At 42.7% G+C, this 13,710-nt stretch carries 26 protein-coding genes; all 26 read right to left on the bottom strand.

Going from position 1 to position 13,710, the window contains the following annotated elements; all coding sequences use genetic code 11:
* Positions 1-4: 4 nt before the first annotated feature.
* The 26 genes from eno to rpsS all read right to left on the bottom strand — a co-directional run bounded on the left by eno (position 5) and on the right by rpsS (position 13,704).
* Positions 5-1,297 carry a phosphopyruvate hydratase gene (eno, locus tag E7Z59_RS06410; RefSeq protein WP_136335443.1) on the bottom strand — a complete coding sequence of 431 codons (1,293 nt, stop codon included), beginning with the start codon at positions 1,295-1,297 and terminating at the stop codon, positions 5-7.
* Entirely contained in the window at positions 1,294-2,415 is a 1,122-nt protein-coding gene (carA, locus tag E7Z59_RS06405; protein ID WP_136335442.1) for a glutamine-hydrolyzing carbamoyl-phosphate synthase small subunit, read from the bottom strand. The genes eno and carA overlap by 4 nt, the downstream gene beginning before the upstream one ends.
* 95 nt (positions 2,416-2,510) lie before the next feature.
* Positions 2,511-3,005: a 50S ribosomal protein L17 gene (rplQ, locus tag E7Z59_RS06400; protein WP_136335441.1), complete on the bottom strand. Its 495-nt coding sequence runs from the start codon at positions 3,003-3,005 to the stop codon at positions 2,511-2,513.
* Positions 3,006-3,063: 58 nt separating this feature from the next.
* Complete coding sequence (locus tag E7Z59_RS06395; protein ID WP_136335440.1) at positions 3,064-4,056, bottom strand: DNA-directed RNA polymerase subunit alpha; 993 nt, start codon at positions 4,054-4,056, stop codon at positions 3,064-3,066.
* A 21-nt stretch (positions 4,057-4,077) separates the two neighbouring features.
* Positions 4,078-4,683: a 30S ribosomal protein S4 gene (rpsD, locus tag E7Z59_RS06390; protein ID WP_136335439.1), complete on the bottom strand. Its 606-nt coding sequence runs from the start codon at positions 4,681-4,683 to the stop codon at positions 4,078-4,080.
* Between the two features lie 83 nt (positions 4,684-4,766).
* Complete coding sequence (gene rpsK, locus E7Z59_RS06385) at positions 4,767-5,159, bottom strand: 30S ribosomal protein S11 (protein ID WP_136335438.1); 393 nt, start codon at positions 5,157-5,159, stop codon at positions 4,767-4,769.
* A gap of 14 nt (positions 5,160-5,173) precedes the next feature.
* Positions 5,174-5,548, bottom strand: a complete 375-nt coding sequence (rpsM, locus tag E7Z59_RS06380; protein ID WP_136335437.1) for a 30S ribosomal protein S13 — start codon at positions 5,546-5,548, stop codon at positions 5,174-5,176.
* A gap of 3 nt (positions 5,549-5,551) precedes the next feature.
* Positions 5,552-5,668, bottom strand: a complete 117-nt coding sequence (gene ykgO / locus E7Z59_RS06375) for a type B 50S ribosomal protein L36 (protein ID WP_074978891.1) — start codon at positions 5,666-5,668, stop codon at positions 5,552-5,554.
* Between the two features lie 4 nt (positions 5,669-5,672).
* A complete protein-coding gene (gene infA / locus E7Z59_RS06370; RefSeq protein ID WP_136335436.1) occupies positions 5,673-5,888 on the bottom strand; it encodes a translation initiation factor IF-1 in 216 nt (71 codons plus the stop codon).
* A gap of 6 nt (positions 5,889-5,894) precedes the next feature.
* Positions 5,895-7,256, bottom strand: a complete 1,362-nt coding sequence (secY, locus tag E7Z59_RS06365; RefSeq protein ID WP_136335435.1) for a preprotein translocase subunit SecY — start codon at positions 7,254-7,256, stop codon at positions 5,895-5,897.
* A 23-nt stretch (positions 7,257-7,279) separates the two neighbouring features.
* Positions 7,280-7,732, bottom strand: a complete 453-nt coding sequence (gene rplO / locus E7Z59_RS06360; RefSeq protein WP_136335434.1) for a 50S ribosomal protein L15 — start codon at positions 7,730-7,732, stop codon at positions 7,280-7,282.
* 13 nt (positions 7,733-7,745) lie between these two features.
* Positions 7,746-7,925, bottom strand: a complete 180-nt coding sequence (rpmD, locus tag E7Z59_RS06355; protein ID WP_136335433.1) for a 50S ribosomal protein L30 — start codon at positions 7,923-7,925, stop codon at positions 7,746-7,748.
* A gap of 12 nt (positions 7,926-7,937) precedes the next feature.
* Positions 7,938-8,462, bottom strand: a complete 525-nt coding sequence (gene rpsE, locus E7Z59_RS06350) for a 30S ribosomal protein S5 (RefSeq protein ID WP_136335432.1) — start codon at positions 8,460-8,462, stop codon at positions 7,938-7,940.
* A 6-nt stretch (positions 8,463-8,468) separates the two neighbouring features.
* Positions 8,469-8,825 carry a 50S ribosomal protein L18 gene (rplR, locus tag E7Z59_RS06345; RefSeq protein ID WP_136335431.1) on the bottom strand — a complete coding sequence of 119 codons (357 nt, stop codon included), beginning with the start codon at positions 8,823-8,825 and terminating at the stop codon, positions 8,469-8,471.
* An 11-nt stretch (positions 8,826-8,836) separates the two neighbouring features.
* Positions 8,837-9,379 carry a 50S ribosomal protein L6 gene (gene rplF / locus E7Z59_RS06340; protein WP_136335430.1) on the bottom strand — a complete coding sequence of 181 codons (543 nt, stop codon included), beginning with the start codon at positions 9,377-9,379 and terminating at the stop codon, positions 8,837-8,839.
* A gap of 19 nt (positions 9,380-9,398) precedes the next feature.
* On the bottom strand, positions 9,399-9,800 hold the full coding sequence (gene rpsH, locus E7Z59_RS06335; protein WP_136335429.1) for a 30S ribosomal protein S8: 402 nt from the start codon (positions 9,798-9,800) through the stop codon (positions 9,399-9,401).
* A 20-nt stretch (positions 9,801-9,820) separates the two neighbouring features.
* The gene (gene rpsN, locus E7Z59_RS06330) at positions 9,821-10,090 is read right to left on the bottom strand and encodes a 30S ribosomal protein S14 (protein WP_136335428.1); all 270 of its coding nucleotides are present in this window, start codon (positions 10,088-10,090) and stop codon (positions 9,821-9,823) included.
* 2 nt (positions 10,091-10,092) lie between these two features.
* A complete protein-coding gene (gene rplE, locus E7Z59_RS06325) occupies positions 10,093-10,644 on the bottom strand; it encodes a 50S ribosomal protein L5 (protein ID WP_136335427.1) in 552 nt (183 codons plus the stop codon).
* 2 nt (positions 10,645-10,646) lie between these two features.
* Positions 10,647-10,961: a 50S ribosomal protein L24 gene (gene rplX / locus E7Z59_RS06320; RefSeq protein WP_136335426.1), complete on the bottom strand. Its 315-nt coding sequence runs from the start codon at positions 10,959-10,961 to the stop codon at positions 10,647-10,649.
* Positions 10,962-10,975: 14 nt separating this feature from the next.
* Positions 10,976-11,344: a 50S ribosomal protein L14 gene (rplN, locus tag E7Z59_RS06315; RefSeq protein WP_136335425.1), complete on the bottom strand. Its 369-nt coding sequence runs from the start codon at positions 11,342-11,344 to the stop codon at positions 10,976-10,978.
* A gap of 2 nt (positions 11,345-11,346) precedes the next feature.
* Positions 11,347-11,604, bottom strand: coding sequence for a 30S ribosomal protein S17 (gene rpsQ / locus E7Z59_RS06310; RefSeq protein ID WP_136335424.1), 258 nt, complete (start codon positions 11,602-11,604; stop codon positions 11,347-11,349).
* A 17-nt stretch (positions 11,605-11,621) separates the two neighbouring features.
* The gene (rpmC, locus tag E7Z59_RS06305; RefSeq protein WP_136335423.1) at positions 11,622-11,813 is read right to left on the bottom strand and encodes a 50S ribosomal protein L29; all 192 of its coding nucleotides are present in this window, start codon (positions 11,811-11,813) and stop codon (positions 11,622-11,624) included.
* Between the two features lie 20 nt (positions 11,814-11,833).
* Positions 11,834-12,253: a 50S ribosomal protein L16 gene (rplP, locus tag E7Z59_RS06300; RefSeq protein WP_136335422.1), complete on the bottom strand. Its 420-nt coding sequence runs from the start codon at positions 12,251-12,253 to the stop codon at positions 11,834-11,836.
* Between the two features lie 19 nt (positions 12,254-12,272).
* On the bottom strand, positions 12,273-12,995 hold the full coding sequence (gene rpsC, locus E7Z59_RS06295) for a 30S ribosomal protein S3 (RefSeq protein WP_136335421.1): 723 nt from the start codon (positions 12,993-12,995) through the stop codon (positions 12,273-12,275).
* A gap of 13 nt (positions 12,996-13,008) precedes the next feature.
* Positions 13,009-13,416, bottom strand: coding sequence for a 50S ribosomal protein L22 (gene rplV, locus E7Z59_RS06290; protein ID WP_136335420.1), 408 nt, complete (start codon positions 13,414-13,416; stop codon positions 13,009-13,011).
* Positions 13,417-13,425: 9 nt separating this feature from the next.
* The gene (gene rpsS, locus E7Z59_RS06285; protein WP_136335419.1) at positions 13,426-13,704 is read right to left on the bottom strand and encodes a 30S ribosomal protein S19; all 279 of its coding nucleotides are present in this window, start codon (positions 13,702-13,704) and stop codon (positions 13,426-13,428) included.
* Positions 13,705-13,710: the final 6 nt, after the last annotated feature.

Below are 13,710 nucleotides of genomic sequence, written 5' to 3'. Positions count from 1 at the left end.
GGTGTTATTTATTGATCTTAAAAGCTTTCTCCTGCGGATAATACGCTACCGGACCTAGCTCCTCTTCGATTCTTAACAATTGATTGTATTTCGCCATACGATCGCTACGTGAAGCAGAACCGGTTTTGATCTGACCGGTATTTAAAGCTACGGCGAGATCGGCTATGGTATTATCTTCAGTCTCTCCCGAACGGTGCGACATAACAGAAGTATACCCGGCGTTCTTAGCCATGTTCACTGCTGCAATAGTTTCGGTAAGGGTACCGATCTGATTTACTTTGATCAGGATGGAGTTTGCGATCCCTTTATCGATTCCGGTTGAAAGTCGCTCAACATTGGTCACAAAAAGATCATCACCTACTAACTGAACCTTATCTCCAATTTTCTCGGTCAGCACTTTCCATCCTTCCCAATCGTTCTCATCCATACCGTCCTCTATAGATACAATAGGATACTTTTCACAAAGTTCAGCCAGGTATGATGCCTGTTCTTCTGAAGTTCTAACCGCACCTTTATCTCCTTCGAACTTGGTATAATCGTATTTTCCGTCTACATAGAATTCTGCAGAAGCACAGTCAAGGGCGATAAGAACCTCATCTCCCATTTTGTATCCGGCATTTTCCACGGCCTTAGATATGGTATCCAAGGCATCTTCAGTACCTTCCAGCTCAGGAGCAAACCCTCCCTCGTCGCCTACTGCCGTACTAAGATTACGGTCATGAAGTACCTTTTTCAAATGGTGAAAGATCTCCGTACCCATTTGCATGGCGTGGGTAAAGCTTTTAGCTTTTACCGGCATTACCATGAATTCCTGGAATGCGATGGGTGCATCTGAATGTGATCCACCATTAATAATATTCATCATTGGAACAGGCAGGGTATTAGCACTCACCCCTCCTACATAACGATACAACGGCATCCCCAGTTCAGCTGCAGCTGCTTTAGCAACAGCTAGCGACACGCCAAGAATGGCATTAGCCCCTAACTTTGACTTATTAGGAGTTCCGTCAAGATCGATCATGGTTTTGTCAATAAGATTCTGCTCAAAGACAGAAGCCCCAACGATCTCTTCAGCAATTAAAGTATTTACATTTTTCACCGCATTGGCCACACCTTTTCCCATATAGGCCTTCCCACCATCGCGAAGCTCAACAGCTTCGTGTTCTCCGGTTGAAGCCCCTGAAGGTACAGCAGCTCTTCCGATCATTCCGTTTTCGGTCATTACATCGACCTCTACGGTTGGATTTCCACGGGAATCAAGAATCTGACGCGCATGCACATTAATAATTATACTCATGCTATAACTTGTTTTGATTGTTTTATATTTTCAATGAATTGATCGAATAAATAGGTGGCGTCATTCGGACCTGGGCCTGCTTCAGGGTGATATTGTACCGAGAAGCAATTTTTTGTCTTATGACGGATACCCATTACGGTATTGTCATTCAGGTGAGAATGGGTTATTTCAAGATCATCATTTGACTCAACCTCTTCTCTGTTAATGGCAAAACCGTGGTTTTGAGAAGTGATCTCTCCTTTCCCTGTAAGATGATTAATTACAGGATGGTTGATACCTCTGTGACCGTTAAACATTTTAAAGGTAGCCACTCCCTGGGAAAGGGCAATGATCTGGTGACCCAGACAAATACCAAACAGGGGCAGATCTTTTTCGATGATCTCACGTGCTACGGCTATAGCACTTTCAAGCGGCTCAGGATCTCCGGGACCGTTGGAAAGGAAATAACCGTCTGGCTCAAACGACTTCAGATCTTCAAAAGAACTGTTGTATGGGAACACCTTGATGTAACAACCTCTCTTTGCCAGGTTTCTAAGAATATTCTTTTTGATCCCCAGGTCGAGAGCCGCAATTTTATAGGGTGCATTTTCATCTCCAAAGAAATAAGGTTCTTTGGCAGATACTTTTGAGGCAAGCTCCAATCCTTTCATATCAGGCGTTTGGGCAAGCTTTTCTTTAAGGGCAGCAATATCATCTACCTCTGTAGAGATCACGGCATTCATAGCACCATGTTCCCGTATATAACTTACAAGGGCTCTGGTATCAACATCAGAAATGGCCAGGATATCGTTATTTTTCAGGTAATTCTCTAAAGAATCTGTAGCACCGTCTCTTGACGGGGTATAGCTGAAGTTCTTGCATATTAACCCTGCAATTTTAACAGAATCTGATTCTTCTTCCCCTTCCTTTACACCATAGTTTCCAATATGAGCATTGGTGGTTACCATTAGTTGACCAAAGTAGGACGGATCGGTAAAGATCTCCTGATACCCGGTCATACCGGTATTAAAACACACTTCGCCAAAGGAACTTCCTTCCAGATTTCCGACTGCCTTACCCCAAAAGATGGTACCATCTGCCAGGAGGATAAGGGCTTTTTTCTTTGCTTGGTATTTCATTGAACTGCTTAGTAAAAAGTTTCACAAAAATAGCACAAAAAAAAAGGATAAACTAAATCGTTTATCCTTTTTGGTATGTAACTAATAATTCTTCACTATTCCTGAGTGTCTTCAGTTTTCTCATTAGTTGAAGCTTCTGCAGCCGCAGGAGCATCGGCTGTAGCTGCAGCTTTCTTAGAACGGCCACGACGAGTAGACTTCTTCTTAGCAGGCTTACCTGCATTGTAAAGTTCATTGTAGTCTACAAGTTCGATCATAGCCATATCAGCGTTATCACCCAAACGGTTACCCAACTTAATGATACGGGTATACCCTCCCGGACGATCTCCAACTTTTACTGCTACTTCTCTGAAAAGTTCTGTTACAGCTTCCTTATCTCTAAGTCTGCTAAAAACGATTCTTCTGTTATGCGTAGTATCCTCTTTTGATTTTGTTACCAAAGGCTCCACAAATTGCTTAAGCGCCTTTGCTTTAGCCAATGTGGTATTGATACGCTTATGCTCGATCAGCGAGCAAGCCATATTAGCAAGCATAGCCTTTCTGTGAGCGGTCTTTCTACCTAAATGATTGAATTTTTTTCCGTGTCTCATTGTATTCTTTAATTACTCCCTTCCGTTACGTTCATTCGCTCGCTTCAGGGAAAAGAAACTAGTCCTTATCTAATTTATACTTTGAAAGATCCATTCCGAAGCTAAGACCTTTGTTGTTTACCAACTCTTCCAGCTCGGTTAATGACTTCTTACCAAAGTTTCTGAATTTCATTAAGTCGTTCTTGTTAAATGACACCAGGTCACCCAATGTGTCTACTTCAGCAGCCTTCAAACAGTTCAGGGCACGAACAGAAAGGTCCATGTCTACCAGTTTTGTTTTCAACAACTGACGCATATGCAGCGACTCTTCATCATAAGTTTCGGTCTGCGCGATCTCATCGGCCTCCAGGGTAATTCTCTCATCAGAGAATAACATAAAGTGGTGGATAAGGATCTTGGCAGCTTCTGTAAGGGCATCCTTAGGATGAATAGAACCATCTGTAATGATTTCGAAAACCAGTTTTTCGTAGTCGGTCTTCTGCTCAACACGATAATTCTCGATGCTGTATTTCACATTTTTGATAGGTGTATAGATCGCATCTGTGAAGATGGTTCCAAGAGGCGCATTGGCCTTTTTGTTCTCTTCAGCAGGTACATAACCTCTACCCTTTTCAATAGTGATCTCCATATTGATCGTCACTTTAGGATCCAGGTTACAGATCACAAGATCCGGATTTAACACCTGGAAACCAGAGATGAACTTCTGGAAATCACCGGCAGTGATCTGCTCTTTACCGGTTAGGGAGATAGAAACGGTTTCGTTATCGATATCATCGATCTGACGCTTGAAGCGAACTTGCTTCAAGTTCAGGATGATCTCTGTAACGTCTTCCACCACACCCTCGATGGTAGAGAACTCGTGCTCTACTTTGTCAATTCTTGTAGAAGTAATTGCATACCCTTCAAGAGATGAAAGTAGAACTCTGCGCAATGCGTTACCAACGGTCAATCCATACCCGGGTTCCAAAGGACGAAATTCGAATTTCCCTTCGAAATCGGTAGAATCGATCATTATAACTTTATCGGGCTTCTGAAAATTTAATATTGCCATAGTACGACTGCTGTCTAATTATTATTTAGAGTATAACTCGACGATTAATTGCTCTTTAATGTTTTCCGGGATCTGGATACGCTCAGGTACACTTACAAAAGTACCTTCTTTTTTCTCGCTATTCCAGCTGATCCATTCGTAAACACTACTTGTGTTAGCAAGTGATCTTTCGATCGCTTCCAATGATTTCGACTTTTCTCTTACTCCAACAACATCACCAGGCTTCAATTGATAAGACGGAATGTTTACAACCTCTCCGTTTACAGTAATGTGACGGTGTCCCACTAACTGACGGGCAGCTCTTCTTGAAGGAGCTACACCCATTCTGTAAACTACATTATCAAGACGTGATTCACAAAGCTGCAGCAATACCTCACCGGTAACGCCCTTATTGCGGTTCGCCTTTTCAAACAGGTTACGGAATTGACGCTCAAGAATACCATAGGTATACTTCGCTTTTTGCTTTTCCATTAACTGGACAGCGTATTCTGATTTTTTACCTCTTCTACGGTTATTACCGTGTTGCCCCGGAGGGTAATTTCTTTTTTCAAATGATTTATCATCACCGAAAATTGCTTCTCCGAATTTACGGGCAATCTTAGTTTTTGGACCTCTGTATCTTGCCATGTTTCTTTTGTATTTAGAAGGTGATTATGAATTAAGGCTTATCCTTCGATAATCATATAAAACCTTCTGAAAACATTAATTAATTAAACTCTTCTTCTTTTAGGAGGACGACATCCGTTGTGTGGTAGTGGAGTAACATCGATGATCTCGGTTACTTCGATACCGGCATTGTGGATCGATCTGATTGCAGATTCTCTTCCTGAACCAGGTCCTTTTACGTACACCTTCACTTTTCTAAGGCCGGCCTCGTGAGCCACCTTTGCTGCATCTTCGGCTGCTACCTGAGCTGCGTAAGGAGTATTTTTCTTAGACCCGCGGAATCCCATTTTACCGGCAGACGACCAAGAGATCACATCACCCTTCTTATTGGTCAGGGAAATGATCACGTTGTTGAACGATGCCGCAATATGAGCTTCACCAACCGACTCTACTACTACTTTACGCTTTCTAGCAGTTTTTGCATTTGACTTTGCCATAACTAAGCTACGTATTATTTAGTTGCCTTCTTCTTGTTAGCAACAGTTTTTCTTTTACCTTTTCTAGTTCTCGAGTTATTCTTGGTACGCTGACCTCTTAAAGGAAGTCCTGCTCTGTGACGAATCCCTCTTTGACAACCGATGTCCATTAAACGCTTAATGTTCAACTGAGTTTCTGAACGAAGCTCACCTTCAATTGTATAGTGAGAAATAGCTTCACGAATTCGAGCGATCTCGTCGTCTGCCCAGTCAGATACTTTTGTATCCTCGCTAACCTGAGCTCTTTCTAAGATCTCTTTAGCTCTACTTTTACCTATACCAAAGATATAAGTTAATCCAATAACTCCTCTCTTTTGCTTTGGTAAGTCTACACCTGCGATTCTAGCCATAACTTATCCTTGTCTTTGTTTAAATCTAGGATTCTTTTTATTAATTACATACAACCTCCCTTTTCTACGCACAATTTTGCACTCGGGACTTCTTTTCTTGAGTGATGCTCTTACTTTCATCTCTTTAATATCTATAAGTAATTCTTGCTTTTGTTAGATCATACGGACTCATCTCAAGCTTCACCTTATCGCCGGGAAGTAATTTGATATAATGCATTCGCATCTTTCCGGAAATGTGAGCCGTTACAACGTGCCCGTTTTCCAATTCTACCCGGAACATTGCATTCGATAATGCTTCGATGATCGTTCCGTCCTGTTCTATAGCTTGTTGTTTTGCCATAAATACTTACGCTACAACTTTTCTGTTTTTACCTGATTTCATTAAACCGTCATAGTGCCTGTTAAGCAGGTAAGAATTTACCTGTTGCATGGTATCTATGGCCACACCAACCATAATGAGCAGGGAAGTACCTCCGTAGAACAGAGCCCAACCTTGCTGTATACCCATAACATTTACCACGATAGCCGGGAAAATGGCAATAACCGCCAGGAATAATGATCCCGGGAAGGTTATCAATGACATGATCTTATCCAGGTAATCTGCCGTTTCTTTCCCGGGTCTGATACCAGGAATAAAGCCGCCGCTACGCTTAAGATCGTCAGCCATTTTATTTGTCGGTACGGTAATTGCGGTGTAAAAATACGTAAATACAATGATTAATAACGCAAACACTACATTATACCAGAATCCGAACATGGATCCGTTACCGAAATTCACCTGCAACCACTGTCCTGCTGCAGTATCCTTCAAGGCACCAATGGTACCAATATAACCCGGAGCAAACATAATCGCCTGAGCAAAGATAATTGGCATAACCCCCGAAGCATTAAGCTTCAACGGGATATACTGTCTTGACCCGAACACATTCTTTTCGTAACCACCGGAGGCAGTTCTTCGAGCGTACTGTACAGGGATCTGACGGGTAGCCATTACCAACATGATGCTGGCCAGGATCACTACGAACCATAGAATCACCTCGATCAGGATTAAAATAAGACCTCCGTTGTTTCGGTTAACGACAGAATCAAATTCCTGAGCAAAGGCAATCGGAAGGGTAGCAATAATACCTACCATGATCAACAGTGAAATACCGTTACCAATACCTTTATCGGTGATCTTCTCACCCAGCCACATGGCAAAGATGGTTCCTGTTACCAGGATCAATACGGCAGGGATCATAAAGCCCAGCCCTTTACCTAGGATAAAAGCACTGTCAGGTACCCCAAGGGCCCCAAGACCATACAAATAAGCAGGCGCTTGCACTAAACAGATCCCGATGGTCAACCAACGAGTGATCTGGTTAAGGGTTTTACGGCCACTTTCACCTTCTTTCTGTAATTTCTGAAGGTAGGGAATGGCCAGCCCCATTAATTGAACCACGATAGATGCCGAGATATATGGCATGATTCCCAGGGCAAAAACAGAAGCGTTTGCAAACGCCCCACCTGTAAATGCATTCAGGATACCTAATAAACCTCCGCCATCTGTTCTGCTGGTCAATTCAGCCAATTGCTGTGTATCAATACCCGGAAGTACTACCTGAGCACCAAATCGGTACACCAATAGCAATCCGATGGTTACAAGGATTCTCCCTTTCAATTCTTCGATCTTCCAGATATTGTTAAGTGTCTCTAAAAACTTCTTCATGGTTACTTTTGGTTGGGTTTGGGTTATAAACTTACTGCTTCTCCACCGGCAGCCTCAATAGCGGCTTTGGCGCTGGCTGTAAATTTATGTACAGAAACTTTCAATTTAGATTTCAGCTCGCCACCGCCTAAGATCTTTACAAGATCATTAGAACCTGCCAGTTTGTTGGCCACTAATATATCTAAATCTACGGTGTCTTTCACAACACCTTTATCAACCAATTCCTGTAACTTGTTAAGATTGACACCAACATACTCTTTTCTGTTGATATTTTTGAAACCAAACTTAGGTACACGTCTCTGAAGCGGCATCTGCCCTCCTTCAAATCCGATCTTTTTAGAGTAACCTGAACGAGACTTCGCCCCTTTGTGTCCACGGGTAGCTGTTCCTCCTTTACCGGAACCTTCTCCTCTACCTACTCTTTTACCGTCTTTGTGAACTGAACCTTCAGCAGGTTGTAAGTTACTTAAATTCATAACTGTATTGTATTTAAGCTTCTTCTACAGAAACCAAATGTTCAACTTTTTTTACCATACCAAGGATAGTTGGTGTCGCCTCATGTTCCACCACCTGTCCGATTCTTTTCAGACCAAGCGCTTCGAGCGTTCTCTTTTGATTCTGAGGACGCTTGATGTTGCTCTTTACCTGTGTTACTTTAATCTTTCCCATTTTATCCTTGATTTATCCTTTAAAAACTTTTTCTAAAGAAATACCGCGTTGAGCTGCTACGGTCTTCGCATCTCTCAGTTGCAGTAAAGCATCAAAAGTTGCTTTTACTACGTTGTGAGGGTTTGAAGATCCCTGTGACTTAGAAAGTACATCGTGTACCCCTACAGCTTCCAATACCGCACGAACAGCACCACCGGCAATTACCCCGGTACCGTGAGAGGCAGGCTGAAGGTATACGCGTGCTCCACCGTATTTCCCTTTTTGTTCATGTGGAAGGGTTCCTTTGTTCAAAGGAATACGAACCAGGTTCTTCTTGGCATCTTCTACCGCCTTAGAAATAGCATCAGCCACCTCTTTTGATTTCCCCAGACCGTGTCCTACTACACCGTCCTCGTTTCCTACAACTACAATGGCAGAAAATCCGAAGGCTCTACCACCTTTGGTAACCTTGGTTACCCTTTGTACTCCAACCAGACGATCTTTAAGTTCAAGCCCTCCCGGCTTCACTAATTCTACGTTCTTATAATCTTGATACATAATTTCTTAGAATTTAAGTCCTGCTTCTCTGGCTCCTTCCGCCAATGATTTAACTCTTCCGTGGTACAGGTAGCCTCCTCGGTCAAAGGTAATGCTTTCGATACCGGCCTTAACCGCCTTCTCTGCGATAGATTTCCCAACCAGGGCAGCGATCTCAGTTTTAGTACCTGCAGCAGAACTAATCTCCTTATCTCTTGACGATGCCGCCATCAGGGTTTTCCCGCTGTTGTCATCGATTAATTGAGCATAGATCTCCTTATTACTTCTGTAAACAGCCAGCCTAGGTCTGGTTTCGGTTCCCGAAACCACCTTACGGATTCTGTTTTTAATTCTCTGTCTTCTTTCAGTCTTTGATAATGCCATAATGCTACTTATTAAGCTGATTTACCTGCTTTTCTTCTTAATTGCTCTCCAACGAACTTCACACCTTTTCCTTTGTAAGGCTCAGGCTTACGGTAGGAGCGAATCTTAGCAGCCACCTGACCTACTAATTGCTTGTCATGTGAGGTTAACTTCACGATCGGGTTTTTCCCTTTTTCTGAAATGGTCTCTACCTTGATCTCAGGAGCGAGTTCCATTACGATGTTGTGAGAAAATCCTACGGCAATATCTAGTTTCTGACCCTGGTGGCTGGCACGATAACCTACTCCAACCAGTTCGAGCTCTTTGGTAAACCCTTTAGAAACTCCTTCCACCATGTTGTTAAGCAATGATCTGTAAAGACCGTGCTTGGCTCTAACGTCTTTCTTATCTGAATCGCGCTCAACGATCAGCTGTCCTTCCTCTACCTTAACAGTAACATCCTGAACCTGCTGCGTAAGCTCGCCCAGCTTTCCCTTAACGGTAACTTCGCCGTCTTTAATATCTACAGTAACTCCTTCCGGAATTGCTATTGGACTATTACCTATTCTTGACATTTCTTCTTGTCTTTAAATATTAGTAAACGTAACACAATACCTCACCACCTACGTTCTCAGTCTTGGCCTGCTTAGAGGTCATAACTCCGTGAGACGTAGAAACGATAGCGATACCAAGACCGTTCAGTACGCGGGGAAGCTCATCTTTCCCACTGTACTTACGAAGACCTGGCTTACTTACACGCTGGATCTTTTTGATCACAGGTTCTTTGGTCACTTTATCGTACTTCAACGCGATCTTGATGGTACCCTGAGCAGAGCTCTCATCATCGAACTTATAGCTCAGAATGTACCCCTGATCAAAAAGGATCTTAGTGATCTCTTTCTTCAGGTTCGAAGCAGGGATCTCCACTACGCGGTGACCGGCACTGTTCGCGTTTCTTATTCTTGTTAAATAATCTGAAATAGGATCTGTATACATCTTTTATCCTTTTAATCTATTTACCAACTTGCTTTTTTAACTCCCGGAATCAACCCTTTGTTGGCCATTTCTCTGAACATTACACGAGAAATACCGAAAGTACGCATATACCCTTTAGGTCTTCCGGTTAGTTTGCAACGGTTGTGCAGACGTACCGGTGAAGCGTTCTTTGGCAGCTTTTGAAGTGCTTCGTAATCGCCGGCTTCTTTAAGAGCCTTGCGCTTTTCAGCATACTTATCTACCAATTTTTGTCTTTTAACCTCACGGGCTTTCATTGATTCTTTAGCCATACTTAATTCTTTTTAAAAGGTAATCCTAATTCGCTTAATAATGATTTTGCTTCCTTATCGGTCTCAGCAGAGGTTACAAAGGTAATATCCATTCCGGCTACCTTGTTCACCTTGTCGATATCGATCTCAGGAAAAATAATCTGTTCGGTTACTCCCAGGTTGTAATTCCCTCGTCCGTCAAAACCATTCGCCTTGATCCCATTAAAATCTCTTACACGTGGTAGTGCTGAAGTAATCAGTCTGTCAAGGAACTCATACATACGCTCTCCTCTAAGGGTTACTTTAGCCCCGATAGGCATTCCCTTACGAAGTTTGAACGATGCAACGTCCTTTTTAGAAACAGTAGAAACTGCTTTCTGCCCTGAGATTCTTGAAAGCTCATCAACGGCATAATCGATCAGTTTTTTATCGGCTACTGCGGCACCAACTCCACGGCTAATAACAATCTTCTTAAGCTTTGGCACTTGCATTACATTGCTGTAACCAAACTCTTCTGTAAGAGCGGTAATCACTCTGTCTTTATACTCTTGCTTTAATCTTGGAATGTAAGCCATAACTAAATTACTTCATTAGATTTTTTAGAAAATCTCACTTTCTTTCCATCTCTTACCTCGTACCCTACACGGGTTACCTCTCCTGACTTAGGATCGATCAACGACAGGTTAGAAATATGGATAGGAGCTTCTTTCTTTACGATCCCTCCCTGAGGATTTTTAGCACTTGGCTTCTCATGTTTTGAAACCATGTTTACACCCTCAACGATCGCCTTATTCTTCTCACGATCCACCTTCAGAACGCTCCCTTCAGCACCTTTGTGCTCTCCGGCAATCACTCTTACAGTATCTCCTGATTTTATTTTTAGCTTTGTCATTTCTTGTCAATGTATTAAAGCACCTCAGGTGCTAATGATACAATTTTCATAAACTGCTTGTCACGTAGCTCACGAGCTACCGGTCCGAATACACGGGTACCGCGCATCTCTCCGGTGGCATTCAAAAGCACACAAGCATTATCGTCGAAACGAATGTAAGAGCCATCAGGACGTCTTACCTCCTTCTTGGTTCGTACTACTACAGCAGTAGATACCTGACCTTTCTTCACGTTTCCGTTAGGAGTGGCATCCTTTACGGTAACAACGATCTTATCACCAACAGAGGCGTATCTTCTCTTAGTACCCCCTAGCACACGGATCGTCAAAACTTCTTTGGCGCCGGTGTTGTCTGCTACTTTTAATCTAGATTCTTGTTGTACCATAATTATTTAGCTCTTTCAATGATTTCAACTAATCTCCAACATTTAGTTTTACTCAACGGACGAGTTTCCATGATCCGAACGGTATCACCAATGTTGCAATCTTCTTTTTCGTCGTGTGCGACATATTTCTTTGTCTTTAACACGAACTTACCGTACATAGGGTGCTTTACACGTTTCACCTCAGAAACCACGATCGATTTCTGCATTTTGTTACTGGTAACTACCCCTATTCTTTCTTTTCTTAAATTTCTATTTTCCATCTCTTAGCAGAATCGAATTATTGTAATTCTCTTTTAGTAAGCTCAGTTGCCAAACGGGCCACGGTTCTTCTTGCTGAACGCAATTGAATCGGGTTTTCCAAAGGCTGAATGGCGTGAGCCAGTTTCAGATCTGCATATTGTTTCTTATAATCACCAAGCTTTTCCTGTAGCTCAGCAGTAGACAATTCTCTAATCTCTGATTGTTTCATGATCTTCTTACTCTAATGAATTAAGCGGAATAATCCCTGGCTACTACGAATTTGGTTCTTACAGGCAGTTTCTGAGCGGCAAGACGCAGTGCTTCTTTAGCAACGTCCATAGGCACACCACCTACTTCAAACATGATTCGACCTGGTTTCACAACAGCTGCCCAATATTCTGGGGCACCCTTACCTTTACCCATACGCACCTCTAAAGGCTTCTTTGTAATAGGCTTATCCGGGAAAATTTTGATCCAAAGCTGACCTTCCCTTTTCATAAAACGGGTGGCAGCCACACGAGCCGCCTCGATCTGACGCGAAGTGATGAACTGTGAATCTAAAGACTTGATCCCGAACATTCCGTTTGAAAGTTGGTTCCCTCTTTGAGACACCCCTTTCATTCGGCCTTTTTGCTGCTTACGGTATTTTGTTCTTTTAGGCTGTAACATTTTCTTTTACTTTAAAAAATTACTTTCTGCGACGAGCTTTACCTCTTCCGGAGTTGTTTCCAGCTCCACCTTTACCTTGCTTCTTAGACATTCCGGTTAAAGGAGAAAGATCTCTCTTTCCGTAAACCTCGCCTTTCATGATCCATACCTTGATACCCAATCTACCATAGGTAGTGTGAGCCTCTTCAAGCGCATAATCAATATCAGCTCTGAATGTTGACAATGGAATACGACCATCTTTATAGGCTTCTGAACGCGCCATTTCAGCACCGTTCAAACGCCCGGAGATCTGGATCTTGATACCTTCGGCGTTCATTCTCATTGCTGCAGCGATAGCCATTTTGATTGCACGACGATACGAGATACGATTCTCGATCTGACGTGCGATGCTTGAAGCAACAAGATTAGCATCAAGTTCCGGTCTTTTGATCTCAAAGATGTTGATCTGAACTTCCTTGTCTGTGATCTTTTTAAGCTCCTCTTTCAGCTTGTCTACCTCCTGACCGCCTTTCCCGATAATAATACCAGGACGGGCAGTGGTGATAGTAACGGTTACAAGCTTTAAAGTACGCTCAATGATCACTCTCGATACACTAGCTTTAGAAAGACGTGCATGGATATACTTTCTGATCTTATCGTCTTCAGCAAGCTTATCTCCATAGTCATTACCTCCGTACCAGTTGGACTCCCATCCTCTGATGATACCAAGGCGATTTCCGATTGGATTTGTCTTTTGTCCCATACTATCTATCTAATTAACTTTGTGTATTATTGTTAGAACCAAGCACGACAGTAACGTGGTTGGAACGTTTTCTGATTCTGTGAGCACGACCCTGTGGTGCAGGACGCAAACGCTTAAGCATCGTTCCTCCGTCCACACGGATCTCCTTAATGAATAAATCTGCATCCTCAAGGCTGGCTTCTTCGTTCTTTGCCTGCCAGTTGGCAATGGCAGAAAGAACCAGTTTTTCCAGACGGCCTGAAGCCTCCTTTTGGCTAAATCTCAAAATAGCAAGCGCCTTTTCCACCTTCTCCCCTCTTACAAGATCAGCAACAAGTCTCATCTTACGTGGAGAAGTAGGGCAGTTATTCAACTTTGCAAATGCTAAGCTCTTCTTAGCTTCTTTTATTTGCTCTGCTTTTTCTCTTTTACGAACTCCCATGGCTACTTATTATTTTTTTCCTTTATTTTTCGCACCCGCATGACCTCTGAACGATCGTGTTGGTGAAAATTCTCCTAACTTATGACCCACCATGTTCTCTGTAACATATACAGGAACGAACTGGCGACCATTATGTACCGCTATGGTCTGCCCTACGAAGTCTGGCGTAATCATTGACGCCCTGCTCCAGGTTTTGATAACGGTCTTCTTACCTGATTCAACATTTTGTTGAACTTTCTTCTCTAATTTATAGTGAACGTAAGGTCCTTTTTTTAATGAACGTGCCATCTTTTA

It is taken from the genome of Robertkochia marina (genome assembly GCF_004799345.1).
Taxonomy (GTDB): Bacteria; Bacteroidota; Bacteroidia; order Flavobacteriales; family Flavobacteriaceae; genus Robertkochia; species Robertkochia marina.
The sequence above is the reverse complement of the archived record's forward strand: the minus strand, read 5'-3'. Positions and strand labels throughout refer to the sequence as shown.

What these genes read in the sequence shown, in the direction of transcription:
- eno (WP_136335443.1), bottom strand. Translation starts at nt 1,297, where the DNA reads ATGAGTATAATTATTAATGTGCATGCGCGTCAGATTCTTGATTCCCGT.
- carA (WP_136335442.1), bottom strand. Translation starts at nt 2,415, where the DNA reads ATGAAATACCAAGCAAAGAAAAAAGCCCTTATCCTCCTGGCAGATGGT.
- rplQ (WP_136335441.1), bottom strand. Translation starts at nt 3,005, where the DNA reads ATGAGACACGGAAAAAAATTCAATCATTTAGGTAGAAAGACCGCTCAC.
- E7Z59_RS06395 (WP_136335440.1), bottom strand. Translation starts at nt 4,056, where the DNA reads ATGGCAATATTAAATTTTCAGAAGCCCGATAAAGTTATAATGATCGAT.
- rpsD (WP_136335439.1), bottom strand. Translation starts at nt 4,683, where the DNA reads ATGGCAAGATACAGAGGTCCAAAAACTAAGATTGCCCGTAAATTCGGA.
- rpsK (WP_136335438.1), bottom strand. Translation starts at nt 5,159, where the DNA reads ATGGCAAAGTCAAATGCAAAAACTGCTAGAAAGCGTAAAGTAGTAGTA.
- rpsM (WP_136335437.1), bottom strand. Translation starts at nt 5,548, where the DNA reads ATGGCTAGAATCGCAGGTGTAGACTTACCAAAGCAAAAGAGAGGAGTT.
- ykgO (WP_074978891.1), bottom strand. Translation starts at nt 5,668, where the DNA reads ATGAAAGTAAGAGCATCACTCAAGAAAAGAAGTCCCGAGTGCAAAATT.
- infA (WP_136335436.1), bottom strand. Translation starts at nt 5,888, where the DNA reads ATGGCAAAACAACAAGCTATAGAACAGGACGGAACGATCATCGAAGCA.
- secY (WP_136335435.1), bottom strand. Translation starts at nt 7,256, where the DNA reads ATGAAGAAGTTTTTAGAGACACTTAACAATATCTGGAAGATCGAAGAA.
- rplO (WP_136335434.1), bottom strand. Translation starts at nt 7,732, where the DNA reads ATGAATTTAAGTAACTTACAACCTGCTGAAGGTTCAGTTCACAAAGAC.
- rpmD (WP_136335433.1), bottom strand. Translation starts at nt 7,925, where the DNA reads ATGGGAAAGATTAAAGTAACACAGGTAAAGAGCAACATCAAGCGTCCT.
- rpsE (WP_136335432.1), bottom strand. Translation starts at nt 8,462, where the DNA reads ATGTATCAAGATTATAAGAACGTAGAATTAGTGAAGCCGGGAGGGCTT.
- rplR (WP_136335431.1), bottom strand. Translation starts at nt 8,825, where the DNA reads ATGGCATTATCAAAGACTGAAAGAAGACAGAGAATTAAAAACAGAATC.
- rplF (WP_136335430.1), bottom strand. Translation starts at nt 9,379, where the DNA reads ATGTCAAGAATAGGTAATAGTCCAATAGCAATTCCGGAAGGAGTTACT.
- rpsH (WP_136335429.1), bottom strand. Translation starts at nt 9,800, where the DNA reads ATGTATACAGATCCTATTTCAGATTATTTAACAAGAATAAGAAACGCG.
- rpsN (WP_136335428.1), bottom strand. Translation starts at nt 10,090, where the DNA reads ATGGCTAAAGAATCAATGAAAGCCCGTGAGGTTAAAAGACAAAAATTG.
- rplE (WP_136335427.1), bottom strand. Translation starts at nt 10,644, where the DNA reads ATGGCTTACATTCCAAGATTAAAGCAAGAGTATAAAGACAGAGTGATT.
- rplX (WP_136335426.1), bottom strand. Translation starts at nt 10,961, where the DNA reads ATGACAAAGCTAAAAATAAAATCAGGAGATACTGTAAGAGTGATTGCC.
- rplN (WP_136335425.1), bottom strand. Translation starts at nt 11,344, where the DNA reads ATGGTACAACAAGAATCTAGATTAAAAGTAGCAGACAACACCGGCGCC.
- rpsQ (WP_136335424.1), bottom strand. Translation starts at nt 11,604, where the DNA reads ATGGAAAATAGAAATTTAAGAAAAGAAAGAATAGGGGTAGTTACCAGT.
- rpmC (WP_136335423.1), bottom strand. Translation starts at nt 11,813, where the DNA reads ATGAAACAATCAGAGATTAGAGAATTGTCTACTGCTGAGCTACAGGAA.
- rplP (WP_136335422.1), bottom strand. Translation starts at nt 12,253, where the DNA reads ATGTTACAGCCTAAAAGAACAAAATACCGTAAGCAGCAAAAAGGCCGA.
- rpsC (WP_136335421.1), bottom strand. Translation starts at nt 12,995, where the DNA reads ATGGGACAAAAGACAAATCCAATCGGAAATCGCCTTGGTATCATCAGA.
- rplV (WP_136335420.1), bottom strand. Translation starts at nt 13,416, where the DNA reads ATGGGAGTTCGTAAAAGAGAAAAAGCAGAGCAAATAAAAGAAGCTAAG.
- rpsS (WP_136335419.1), bottom strand. Translation starts at nt 13,704, where the DNA reads ATGGCACGTTCATTAAAAAAAGGACCTTACGTTCACTATAAATTAGAG.